Annotated in this window: 9 protein-coding genes; 4 read left to right on the top strand and 5 right to left on the bottom strand. The window is 35.2% G+C overall.

Translation table 11 applies throughout. The annotated features are described in order from the left end of the window. Positions 1 to 63: 63 nt before the first annotated feature. Positions 64 to 1989: a CocE/NonD family hydrolase gene (locus tag ABY285_RS04660; protein WP_372767521.1), complete on the bottom strand. Its 1926-nt coding sequence runs from the start codon at positions 1987 to 1989 to the stop codon at positions 64 to 66. 319 nt (positions 1990 to 2308) lie between these two features. Here ABY285_RS04660 and ABY285_RS04655 point away from each other — a divergent pair, with 319 nt between their 5' ends. Continuing rightward, a complete protein-coding gene (locus tag ABY285_RS04655; RefSeq protein WP_372767519.1) occupies positions 2309 to 3094 on the top strand; it encodes an SGNH/GDSL hydrolase family protein in 786 nt (261 codons plus the stop codon). 39 nt (positions 3095 to 3133) lie between these two features. Here ABY285_RS04655 and ABY285_RS04650 read toward each other — a convergent pair whose 3' ends face one another. The 3 genes from ABY285_RS04650 to ABY285_RS04640 all read right to left on the bottom strand — a co-directional run bounded on the left by ABY285_RS04650 (position 3134) and on the right by ABY285_RS04640 (position 7079). Beyond that, the gene (locus ABY285_RS04650) at positions 3134 to 5413 is read right to left on the bottom strand and encodes a TonB-dependent receptor (protein WP_372767517.1); all 2280 of its coding nucleotides are present in this window, start codon (positions 5411 to 5413) and stop codon (positions 3134 to 3136) included. A gap of 47 nt (positions 5414 to 5460) precedes the next feature. After that, the gene (locus tag ABY285_RS04645) at positions 5461 to 6594 is read right to left on the bottom strand and encodes a PQQ-dependent sugar dehydrogenase (protein ID WP_372767515.1); all 1134 of its coding nucleotides are present in this window, start codon (positions 6592 to 6594) and stop codon (positions 5461 to 5463) included. 98 nt (positions 6595 to 6692) lie between these two features. After that, a complete protein-coding gene (locus ABY285_RS04640) occupies positions 6693 to 7079 on the bottom strand; it encodes a DUF423 domain-containing protein (RefSeq protein ID WP_372767513.1) in 387 nt (128 codons plus the stop codon). Between the two features lie 248 nt (positions 7080 to 7327). On the opposite strand from ABY285_RS04640, the gene asnB reads away from it, so the two are divergent. Then, positions 7328 to 8998 carry an asparagine synthase B gene (gene asnB / locus ABY285_RS04635; RefSeq protein WP_372767511.1) on the top strand — a complete coding sequence of 557 codons (1671 nt, stop codon included), beginning with the start codon at positions 7328 to 7330 and terminating at the stop codon, positions 8996 to 8998. A 421-nt stretch (positions 8999 to 9419) separates the two neighbouring features. Next, positions 9420 to 11528, top strand: a complete 2109-nt coding sequence (gene recQ, locus ABY285_RS04630) for a DNA helicase RecQ (protein WP_372767509.1) — start codon at positions 9420 to 9422, stop codon at positions 11526 to 11528. Between the two features lie 230 nt (positions 11529 to 11758). Here the strand turns inward: recQ and ABY285_RS04625 are convergent, their stop codons facing one another. Further along, a complete protein-coding gene (locus tag ABY285_RS04625) occupies positions 11759 to 12208 on the bottom strand; it encodes an Lrp/AsnC family transcriptional regulator (RefSeq protein ID WP_372767507.1) in 450 nt (149 codons plus the stop codon). Positions 12209 to 12328: 120 nt separating this feature from the next. Between ABY285_RS04625 and ABY285_RS04620 the strand changes: the two genes are divergently transcribed. Beyond that, positions 12329 to 12727, top strand: coding sequence for a hypothetical protein (locus ABY285_RS04620; RefSeq protein WP_372767505.1), 399 nt, complete (start codon positions 12329 to 12331; stop codon positions 12725 to 12727). Positions 12728 to 12991 lie beyond the last annotated feature (264 nt).

Genomic DNA, 12991 nt, shown 5'->3' with positions numbered 1-12991 from the left:
TTCTTCTTTTTTATACCAATTGAATTTTTAAATTTTATACGATATTTGAATGTTTAATTGGTATTAGTTCAACACTGAAAATTCAATGGATGAAGAGGTGAAAACGGTATGTGTCTGCGTTTTAAAATCTTCTTTCTTTGCCTTAAAAATATTTTCAACATAAGTTTGCGGATTCAAATCTATTAAAGGAAACCAAGTGCTTTGAACCTGAATTTGCAATTTATGTCCTTTCTTAAACGTATGATTTACGTCCTGCAATTTAATGTTTACGGCAGTCTTTTTGTTGGGAGTAAATGGTTCAGGATAAGTAAAGCTATTCCTAAATTTCCCCCTCATCACTTCACTGCGTACCATTAAATGATAGTTGCTCATTTTTAGATGATCTTGCATTTTATGGTTGGTTTCTTCCACATCAGAAGGATGAACGTCTATTACTTTTACAATCCAATCGGCATCAGTTCCTGTGGTTGCCACTTGCAGCTTTGCCAAAATATCGCCTGCCAAGGTAAAATTTTCCTCTAAAACATCGGTTTCAAAAACCAATACATCAGCTCTTCTTGCTGCAAAACGCTGGTCGTCTGTCATATATTTTCTTGGTGTAAATACGGTTTTTATATCTTCTGAATAAGGTACAGGTTTTTTAAGGTCACTGATGAATTTTATGCCAATTTCCTTTTCTTTGGAAGTTGTTAATTTTTGGTTTTCAGATAAATACATCGATATTTTTTTAGCAGCTGATGGCGGCCAGGTTTCATAGGATTCCCATTCTTTTTTACCGGTATCATATACATAAGCCTCGGGCAATCCCGTATTTTTATCGCCGCTTCCTTTTAAGAAATGATTGAAAAATTTTGTTTCAATTTGTTCCTGGAATTTTAAAGAAATGGAATCGCCAAAATAATAATTCCCTACACTGTTTTCTACGTTTGTTCTTGCCCATTGACCGTGGCTCCAAGGTCCGAAAACCAAAGTGTTATAATTGTTTTTATTGTACTTTTCAATGGTTTTATAAGTTTCCAGCGGTCCGTATAAATCTTCGGCATCAAATTCACCGCCAACAACCATTGTTGCTACAGACGATTTTATATTTTTCAAATGTTGAATAATGCCTTTACTTTGCCAAACTTCGTCGTAATTCGGGTGTTCAATTAATTCTTCCCAGAAGAAATCATCCACCTTATCTTTATTTTGAAGGACTGTCTCATCTAATTTTTCAAGTTGATAATAATGGTTTAAATTACTTAACGGACCAGCATCCAGAAAAAATTGGTATTGGTCTTGTGTTTTTAAATCTGGAATGTTGTACCAAGCGGTATCACTGGGTGCATTTTTTGGGGTTCCAAACAAAGCGGTTGCCCTAAAATAACTCAGTAAATAAGCACCGTTATGATGAAAATCGTCAAAAAAGAAATCGCCAATAGGCGCTTGCGGTGAAGCCGCTTTTAATGCCGGATGCGCGTCAATCGCAGAATAAGTACTATAAAAACCAGGATAGGAAATTCCCCAGGTGCCTACTTTTCCGTTGTTGTTTCCAACATTTTTCACCAGCCAGTCAATAGTATCATAAGTATCCGAACTTTCGTCAATGTCTTTGTTGTTTTTCTTATTCGGAATATAAGCGCGCATATTGTCGTAGGTGCCTTCACTCATCCATCTTCCGCGAACATCCTGATATACCACAATATTTCCTTCTTCCATCAAATATTTGTTGGGCGCAATGCTAGTTTTCAAGGTATCTGCGCCGTATGGCTGACAACTGTAAGGCGTGCGTTGGAATAAAATGGGATATTTTTTGCTTTTGTCTTTTGGCGAATAAACCACGGTAAACAATTTAATGCCGTCGCGCATAGTGATGGTGGTTTCCATTTTATCGTAATTTTCTTTGACAAAATTGGTTTCGGTCGCTTCTGAAGTGATTGTTTTTTTGCAACTAAACAGAGAAATAAATAGCAATGTGATGAAAATTGCTCTAAAAAAGTAAAATTTCATGTTGAGGTCGATTGGTTTGGTGAAAACTACAAAAAAGCAAGCTAATAATTAAGTGTAATAAATAAAATTTATGCTGTTTTTTAAATGTTCTTTTCAAGGATACATTTTTAATGTTTTTTATTTATATAATATATTAATCCAATCTTGAATATTATTACTTTTGAATGTCAAATAAAATTGCAAATAAATTTTTTTCTAAATGAACTACTTTTATGGTTTTATTACAAATTAGGTGTTAACCTTAAAAAGTCCATTTTAACCTTTTTCAATTTATATTTAGTACGTAATAACTACGACAAAGTTATTGGAAAATCAAAAATTGTCTTTAATTTGTGATTTGGGTTTAATTGATTTCTCAAATCTTAATACAGGAATAATGATCATAAAGTTGATAAAAATACCAGTGCTTTTTCTATTTCTTTTGATCACAAGTTGTGATAGCGACAATTATGAAACTGATTATATACCAAGCGCTCCGATAACAAATCAGTTAAAAATAGTAAGTTATTTAGCGCTTGGCGACAGTTATACCATTGGTCAGAGTGTTTGTGAAACTTGCAGGTTTCCCGAGCAATTGAAAAAAAATCTTGCAAATTCAAATCCCAATACTACGTATGGTTTAAAGATTATTGCACAAACTGGCTGGACAACTACCAGCTTAATTTCGGCTATAAACGCACAAAGTTTGTCTCCAAATTATGATTTGGTAACGCTGTTAATTGGCGTAAACAACCAATTCCAAAACAAAGCTTTTTCTGTTTACGAAAAAGAATTTCCCGAATTGGTCAATAAAGCGATTGCGCTTGCCAAAGGCGATAAGTCTAACCTCATTGTAGTTTCTATCCCAGATTATGCTTATACGCCAACAGGGCAGAGGTTAGGCAATCCAGAGAAGATTTCAACAGAAATAGACAATTATAATGCTTTTGCACAACAGTATTGTTTGGCGAATAATATAGAATTTGTTTTTATTACTGACATCACAAGAAATGGTTTACAGAATCCTTTACTGGTGGCTTCAGATGGTTTACATCCATCAGAATTGGCCTATTCTTATTTTGTGGAACGAATTTTGCCAAAGGCCAAAATAGCAACGCAAAACTAGAAATGGATTTTCCTAAGAAAGGAAATCCTTCATTATGAATCAAAAATGGTATTTTAAATTGATTCCTGCATAATAATTTACAGGTTCCCCGGGATAATAATAGCGGGGTTTGGCAGTTCCAAAACTGGTTGCGTTTATAAGAAGCATAGACGCATATTTTTCATTCAATATATTGTTTAATCCAACAAATAGGTCAAGCGATATTTTTTTTTCTTCTGAAGTTTTAAAACCGATGACGCCATTGACCAAATGATATTTTTTTGAAAAAATTGAATTGTCGTCTCTCATAGGTGTTTTCCCGACATAATTGAAGTCGGCGCTGCCGTAAAAACCTATGTTATTCTCTATTTTTAAAGAAGAATTTAAAGTGAAATTTGGAACGCCAGTTAACTTGTTGCCCGAATAATCGTTGTCAAAATCTGTAAATTCTTTAAATTTAAAATTGTTAAGGCTCAAATTGTTGCTGTGCTTCACATTAAAAATGCCGGTTTTTATCAGAAAATAATTACCCGTAATTTCCAATCCTGTGTAACTGGTTTTACCCGCATTTACACCAACATATTCATCTTCGCCAACGCGTTTTGCCACCAATAAATCCTTAACGTTCATTTGATAGAATGCAACATCATACGTTAGTTTATTGTTAAACACCAAACCTCGGCTTCCAATTTCAAAATTCCATCCTTTTTCAGGTTTTATATTGTTGTTTAGCCTATTGTTTGGCAACAAAGTTTCTTCCAAAGTAGGTGTTGAAAATCCGTGGTTGATGGTTGCGTAAACCATTACTTTTTTAGTGAATTGATGCGTAATGCCGATTTTAGGCGAAAGAATGGCTTTAAAATGATACTTCCCTGAAAAATCAACGGTATCGCTATTAAATTTATCGGTCAATATAAAGCTGGTCTGATTCAAATTCACGCCTAAACTGACTTGGGTATTTTCGGAAAGCAGCAAGTTAGAATCGAAAAACAGGTTAAAATATCCCCTGTTTTCTTTAAAATCACTTAATGTTTCGCCTGCTACGCTTCCTGTTTCTATGGGATATTCAAGATACAGATTTTCCAGGGTTTTGTATTTTTTAACATCGTTGAATAACTCTCCGCCTACCATCCATTGAAATGATTTTCCGAATAATTGGTCCTTCATTTCCAGTTTGCTTCTAAAGCCAAATGCAGATGTTTTGTCCTTTAAAATACTGAATGGCCGCGCTTCAACACCATCAAAAAATGAGGAGAATATACTTGTATAAAGTTTAACATCAGAGTTGTAATTGTGTTTCCAAGAAACGCCTAAAAGAGATTTTTTATAATCTTCAAAACCTTTGGCGCGTTCCCAGTTTGAAGCTGCTGCTTCCGGATTGTTTATAAAATTATTTTCGTCTATTGAACTAGGAATAAATGATTTCACATCAATATGGCTTGCAATGACCGTCAGGTTGTTTTTGTCGTTTAAAAAATGATTTGAGGCAAGGGTAAATGATTGTTTGTCGGTTTTATTGTTATCCCTGAAGCCGTCACTTTTCGTATTGGCATAAATGAGATTGGCAGCATTTGTTTGGTTTCCCAAATTTGCCTGCAACAGGTGTTTTTGTAAGCCAAAAGAACCAAAAGTGTATCCGCTTTTTAGTGTGGTTTTATCAAATAAACCTTTGTTGGGAATTAATTGAATGGTACCACCCAATCCAGAACCATAAATACTTGAGGACGGCCCTTTTAAAATTTCAATGCTGCCCAAGGCTGTCATTTCAATATCTTCAATGGAAGATTCTCCCGAGCCATTTGTTAGCGGAATGTCGTCAAAGTAAACTTTAATTTTACTGGTGCCGTACAAATTGCGTGAGCCAATTCCGCGGATGGTAATTCGGTTGGTGGTTTGCGTTCCGCTGAACATGAAGATACCGGGCGCTTTATTAATTACATTGGCAATATTTACCGTATTATTTGCGAAATCAGTATTTGAAATTACGGTGATGGAAGCCGGGATTTTATTTAATTTGCTTTTGAAATTATTACCGACAATTTGAATTTCACTTAAGTTTTCCGGTAAGGCCTGTAATGCCACGATATGAAAATTGAAGTTGTCAATCAGCATTTTTGCGGAAGAAAAACCTGTTTTTTTGAAGGTGTAAATACCCGTTTTTGTGAGGGTAAACAATCCTTTTTCATCAGAAACAGCAACAGTGACATTATCGGAATTTAAAATAGAAACGTCTGAAATTTCGATGGAATTTTCCGCATCAACAACTTTACCCGTCAGTTTTTGTGCCGAAGAAGGCACAGCCATAAAGAAGAAAAATAAATAGAGGATGGAATTTTTCATAGATCACGCAACATCTTATTCCTTTATAGCTGTAAAATTTTATGAGATTAGTTTATGGGCGTAATACGCACAATGCCTTTAAATTCAATCGCAACATAAATAAAACCATCGGGAGCCTGTTTAACATTTCTTACCCTGCCCAATCCCTCCAATAACTTTTCTTCTTTTACCACTTTGTTATTTTTAAGAACACACCTGTTCAGGTACTGAAATTTTAAGGATCCCACCAAAAGATTTCCTTTCCATTCCGGATATTTATTGCCGGTTACAAAGGCCATTCCACTTGGGGCAATTGAAGGAACCCAATAATGAATCGGATTTTCCATACCGGGCATGGAAGTTTTTTCTGTTAAGATGGAATCATCGTAATTAATTCCATACGATACTTTTGGCCACCCATAATTTTTGCCTGATTTGATAATATTTATTTCATCGCCGCCTTTTGGGCCATGTTCATGAGTCCAAATTTCACCAGTTTCAGGATGAAGAGCCATTCCTTGCGGATTTCTGTTTCCATAGGAAAAAATGGCTTTCTTTGCATCTTTTACGTTATAAAACGGGTTTGAGTTTGGAATAGTTCCATTTGAATTAATTCTGTAAATTTTGCCGGCGTCTCGGGTAATGTCCTGCGGATTTTCTTTGTTATTTCCCCTGTCACCAATAGAGAAAAATAAAAAACCTTCTTTGTTAAATTCTAAACGAGATCCATAATGCGCCCCGTTTTTAGTATTTGGGGTTGCTTTGTAAAGCAACTCTAAGTTAACCAATTTGTTGTTGGCAAGTTTTGCACGCGAAATAGCGGTATTGCTGCCTTTATTGTCGTTTTCTGTATTCGCGGCGTAAGAAAAATATATCCAGCCATTTTCAGTGTATTTGGGATCCAGTTCAATATCCAATAAGCCGCCCTGGCCATTGTTTTCTATTTTTGGCAATCCATCCACTATTGTTTTTTTTCCATTTTTGAAATGAATAAGCACGCCTTTCTTCTCCGTAATCAGCATAGATCCATCCGGTAAAAATGCCATTCCCCATGGTTGCTCCAAATCCGGAACAATTGTCTCAACCTTATATTTAAATGATTGCTCATTAGTTATATGCTCGGCAATTTTTTCCGCAGGCTTTTTATTACAAGAATTGAAAAAAACTGCAGAAACAACTAAAACTACGATAAAATATTTCATTTTTTCTATGATTTAATACTTCAACTTCAAATATATAAATAAATTATAAATTTTTTAGCTGAAAATGTTTCATCGATTTACAATGTTTTCAAAATTAATTACATTGGAAGATTTAAAATATTGTAGAAAAGCAAACTCCAGCCAATAATTAAGAACAAACCGCCAAGTGGTGTAATTGGTCCTAAAAATCTTAATTTTTTATTTTTTGCTGAAGATATGGTCAAGCCATAAATGCTAAATGAAAACAAGAGTATGCCGGCCATAAAACTGTAAACCATATATTTTTCTGAAACGGTTTCTAAATTGAAATTAAATCCGATAATTAGTAAAACAATGGCGTGATACATTTGATATTTTACACCGGTCTCGAAGCTTTTTAATTGATCTTCCAACAGGATCTTTTTTAGCGCATGCGCACCAAAAGCGCCAAAAACAACTGCCAAGCCTCCTAAAATGCTGGCAAAAAGTAAAGTGAATTGTGTCATATTTGAAAAAATTTAGTAATTATTTCAAAAATAGCATACTTTATTGAAGCATAAGGTTATTATTTATTTTTCTAATCAAAAATTTCAAATAATGATTAATTCCCTTATAATGCGACAATATTAATTACATTATTTGATTAAAATTCAAAAATATGTTTACAAATGTAATCATTAATTGTTATTTGGTTTGTCAATATAAACTAATACCTCACATTTGCATTATAATTAACAACAAAAAATAAAAGAACATGTGTGGAATTGTTTGTGCATTTGATTTAAAAGAAAAAGCAGAGGTGTTAAGACCTCAAATATTGGAGATGTCAAAAAAAATCCGTCATCGCGGTCCGGATTGGAGTGGAATATATTCAAATGATAAAGCGATATTGGCTCACGAGCGGCTGTCAATTGTTGACCCGGTTTCTGGTAAACAGCCATTATTCAGCGAAGATAAAAAATTGATATTGTCTGCGAATGGCGAAATTTACAATCATAGGGCGTTACGCAAACAATTTGAAGGGAAATATAATTTTCAAACAGAATCGGATTGTGAAGTGATTTTAGCTTTGTATAAAGAAAAAGGCACTGGTTTTATTGATGAAATGAACGGTATTTTTGCTTTTGCGCTGTATGATGCAGATAAAGATGAATATTTTATCGCCCGGGACCATATGGGAATTATTCCGTTATATATGGGATGGGACGCAAACGGAACATTTTATGTAGCTTCTGAATTAAAAGCTTTGGAAGGTGTTTGCACAAAAATTGAGTTATTTCCTCCAGGACATTTTTTATCGAGTAAAGATGGAGAGTTAACCAAATGGTACAGCAGGGATTGGATGGATTATGAAGCCGTAAAAGACAACCAAACCAGTATTGATGAAATTCATGATGCCTTGGAAGCTGCAGTTCACCGCCAATTAATGTCCGATGTGCCTTATGGCGTATTGCTTTCAGGTGGTTTAGATTCATCTGTTACGTCTGCCATTGCCAAAAAATATGCAGAGAAAAGAATAGAATCTGACGACACTCAAGCAGCTTGGTGGCCACAATTGCATTCATTTTCTGTTGGGTTGGAAGGTTCGCCTGATTTGGCGGCTGCGCGATTGGTGGCCGATCATATTGGTACAGTTCATCACGAAATAAAATTTACCATTCAGGAAGGATTGGATGCGATACGCGATGTTATTTATAACCTGGAAACTTACGATATTACTACAATTCGCGCTTCAACGCCTATGTATTTAATGGCGAGGGTAATTAAATCTATGGGTGTAAAAATGGTTCTTTCAGGTGAAGGAGCCGATGAGTTGTTTGGTGGGTATTTATATTTTCATAAAGCGCCAAACGCCAAAGAATTTCATGAAGAAACCGTACGAAAATTAAGCAAATTGCATATGTACGATTGTTTAAGAGCAAACAAATCTTTGGCCGCTTGGGGAATTGAAGGTCGTGTGCCGTTTTTGGATAAAGAATTTATGGATGTGGCCATGCGTATTAACCCACAAGATAAAATGATTAACGGTGAGCGCATGGAAAAATGGGTGCTTCGTAAAGCTTTTGAAAGTTATTTGCCGGCAAGCGTGGCTTGGAGACAAAAGGAACAATTTTCCGACGGCGTTGGATACAGCTGGATCGATACCTTGAAACAGGTTGTGGATGCAGAAATTACAGATGAGCAACTGGCAAACGCGAAATACAAGTTCCCAATACAAACCCCAACCAATAAAGAGGAATTCCACTATCGTTCTATCTTTACAGAACATTTTCCTTCTGATACTGCAGCGCTTTGCGTACCGCAAGAGGCGTCAGTTGCCTGCAGCACCAAAATCGCATTGGAATGGGATGCAAGTTTTAAAAACATGAATGATCCTTCAGGAAGGGCAGTGGCGAATGTTCATTCTGATGCTTATAAAAAATAGCCGCCAATTATTTGTTTTAATTAATTAAGAATCCGGTGAACGCCGGATTTTTTTTTGATTTATGTTGAAATCTATGGGTTTACAGCGTATTAAATCATTCCAACTATATTATTTTCAATAAAAATAAGGTAACTAATCAGTATATTAATATTTTAAAACTAATTGATTAATTAGACTTTTATTTTTTTTACCGCAAGGGTAGCAAAGAAAAAGCAAAGGTTGCAATATTAATTATAGTTGATTTACAACACATTGCGTCCATTGTGGTTAAATTTAAAGCTTTGTATTACAGGTCATTACCATACTGATTAGTAACAAAATGAGATTAATTTGATTAAACATTTCTTTTTCTTCCTATAAAAGGTATTTTTGTTGCTACAAGAACTTTCAAGATGTTCTTATAAACACTATTTCAAAAAAAATGCTGTTAAAAGAAATAAATGCTACATTAATTCCAACCCTGAAAAAATATTTTGGTTACGACAATTTCCGGGATCAGCAGCAGGCCATCATTGAATCGGTACTTTCCAAAAAAGACAACTTGGTCATTATGCCAACAGGCGGCGGAAAATCCATTTGTTTTCAATTGCCGGCTATTTTATTGGAGGGAATCACCTTGGTTATTTCTCCATTAATTGCCTTGATGAAAGATCAGGTGGATGGTTTAACCGCAAACGGAATTCCGGCTGCGTTTTTTAACAGCAGTCAGGAAAGCCAAGAACAGCATGGGATTTTTGATAAAGTCATAAATTCAGAAATTAAACTGTTGTATGTGGCCCCTGAGAGTTTGGCATTGCTTTCAACTATTCTGAAAGAAAAATATGTAAGCTGCATTGCTATTGATGAAGCGCATTGTATTTCTTCTTGGGGGCACGATTTTCGTCCGTCATACCAACAATTGGGTTTTCTGAAGAAGTTATTGCCAAACACGCCAATTATTGCATTAACCGCAACAGCCGACAAGGCCACGAGAAAAGATATTTTAGCGCAATTAAACATTTCTGACGCAACAGAATTTTTGTCTTCTTTCGACAGAAAAAACATTGAATTAGAGGTTCGTCCCGCAAATGACCGCGTGTTACAAATCTTAAAATTTATTGAAAAAAAACCAAATGAATCTGGCATTATTTATTGTTTAAGCCGAAAATCAACCGAGCAACTGGCTTCCAAACTTAAACAAAAGGGAATTAAGGCAGCCGCTTACCATGCGGGTTTAAATTTTGCGGAGCGCACCAAAACCCAGGAAGATTTTATTTACGATAAGTTGCAGGTAATATGTGCCACCATTGCCTTTGGGATGGGCATAGACAAGTCGAATGTTCGCTGGGTAATTCATTACAATATGCCTAAAAACATTGAAGGTTATTATCAGGAAATCGGACGTTGCGGAAGAGATGGCCTAAAAGCGAATGCCATATTGTTTCACAGTTATGCCGATGTGATCCAACTTCGAAAATTTATGGGCGGCGCCAGTAATGAAGACTTACAGGTTGCGAAATTGGAACGCATGAAGCAATTTTCTGAAGCAACCACTTGCCGAAGAAAAATATTGTTGAGCTATTTTGGTGAATTGTTATCCGAAAATTGCGGGAATTGTGATGTGTGTAAAAATCCGCCCCAGTTTTTTGATGGCACAACCATCGCCCAGAAAGCGCTTTCAGTAATTTCACGGCTCAAAGAATCTGAAGCCACAGGAATTGTGATTGATGTTCTTAGAGGTGCTCATAATGCAACTACTATGGATAAAGGCTACGACAAACTAAAATCACATGGCGTTGGGAAAGAAATTTCCTGGCGCGATTGGCAGCAATATATCATTCAATTAATTAATCAGGGATTTTGCGAAATTGCTTTTCATAAAAATAATGCGTTGCAGTTAACTTCTTTTTCTCAAAAGGTGTTGTTTGAAAATAAGCAGGTTAATTTAACATATCCTATTTCAGTTACAGAAAAGGCAATTGTTATAAAAGAACCAAAAGCAACTAAAATTAAAAAAGATAGTTTGTTTGAACGTTTGCGTAAACTGCGCCATCAAATTTCATTGGAAGAAAGCATTCCTGCCTATTTGGTTTTCAGTGATGCCGCATTAAAAGAAATGGAAAGAGCAAGGCCTATGAGTAAGGCCGATTTTCTTGAGATAAGCGGAGTAGGTCAGCGAAAGCTTGAAGTATACGGAGATGAATTTATTGCCGAAATTGTTTCATTTATGGGTGAAAAGGCTGTGAGGAAAAAGAAAACAGATACGAATGCCGTGACTTATGGATTGTACAAAGAAGGTTTAACGATTGATGAAATTGCTGAAAAGAGAAACCTGAGTCCGACCACTATTTTTTCCCATTTGGCCAAATTATATGCTGATGGAAAGGACATAAACATTTATGACTTTGTAACCAAAGAAGAAGTTGAATTGGTTAGAAAAGCAAAAGAAACTTTGGCAAGTCCGGCAACTTTAAAACCTTATTTTGACTATTTAAATGCCGAAGTAGCATATTTTAAAATCCGTTTGGCGCTGACGATTCTTAATAGTTAAAAAGACTGGAGACCGGAGACCGAAGACCGAAGACTGAAGCTGCAAGTTGAAAGCAAAAATGTTCAAAGTTGAAAGTTTGCATTTCCGACTCCTCCTTTGTCGGAATGACAAATAGCCTTAACCTAATGACATTTTACCTAAACCTGCTCCGACTCCGATCAGCACAAGTCTACAGAGTGAAATTTGATCCATTTAACTCCGGACTTCGGTCTTCCGACTTAAAATTTCCATCAAAGATGTGCTGATTTCACAATAGGATTGTTTTCAATAACATTTGACAATACAATGTGCGTGGTGGTTTCTCCATAGGTAATAAGCTGGTCAATAAATTTTCCTAAATGCTGTTGGTTTTTTAGCACAACTTCCATCACAATATTTTCATTTCCAGTAATTCTGTAACAATTAAGCACCTCATTAAAGTCTTTCACCTTTTCAATAAATGGCTTTAGCCTTCCCATAAAAGCGCGCAATGTGATAATTGCTTTTAACTGATTACCTGTTTCAATATAGCAGACTTTAGCGTGATAGCCTTCAAGAACTCCAATATCTTCCATTTTACGAATGCGTTCAGCAACGGCAGGTGAAGTAATTCCAACTTTGCGCGCAATTTCTGTATTTGACTGGCGTGCATTTTGCTGTAAGCAATCCAATATTTTCCAATTAATAGTGTCTAAGCTCATTTTTTAAAGTTTTAGGTCATAAAAATATAAAATTATAAATTAAATTAATGCTTATGCTTTAATTATTAAATATGGAATTTAATTTTCTGCAGTAAATTTGCATGCTTAATGTAGTGAACAATGTTTAATCCTGAAGAACAAAATCTAAATCAGTTGGTGATTTATCAAAAATCACTGTATATTTTTAAGTTGGCGCGACGCATTACTTCTTATATCACCAATGACAAAGATATTTTATCGATGTATGTATCCGATAAAAGAAGTTACAGGTATGCTGATAATTTATTGATGAATGCTTTGGGATTGGTTCCTAAAATAGTGGAGACCGAGTGCCAGGAGAATCCTAGTTTAAAACTAAAATATGCACAATCTCTTAGATATTTTATTGATGGTCTATATCAAAACTGTTTGCAGTTAGAAAGCACAAAAATTCAGGGAAAAGATTTTGTAAAACTACTTAGAAAAGAACTAAGGCATCTTCGTGAAATTCACAAACATTACGTGAAATCACTGTTGTAAAGATTTGTTAAAAAGTTTGAAAGTGAGAATCAGAAAAAAGAGAAGAGACTAAAGACTAAAAATAATAGAAGTTAGATATTTGAAGTAAATAGGCGAAAGCCAATTACACAATTAATCGATTAAACAGTTAAACAATAGGGCGTTAGGCATTCCTAATTTCTAATTGCCAAGAAAAAGAAACTTCCTTTCCAAAATACCAACAACTACTTTATCCTCTGTCTAACAACTTCATACAAAAAAGCACCGCAGGCTACAGAAACATTT

Source organism: Lutibacter sp., assembly GCF_041555395.1.
Classification (GTDB): Bacteria; Bacteroidota; Bacteroidia; order Flavobacteriales; family Flavobacteriaceae; genus Lutibacter.
This window is presented reverse-complemented; position numbering and strand designations above follow the sequence as displayed.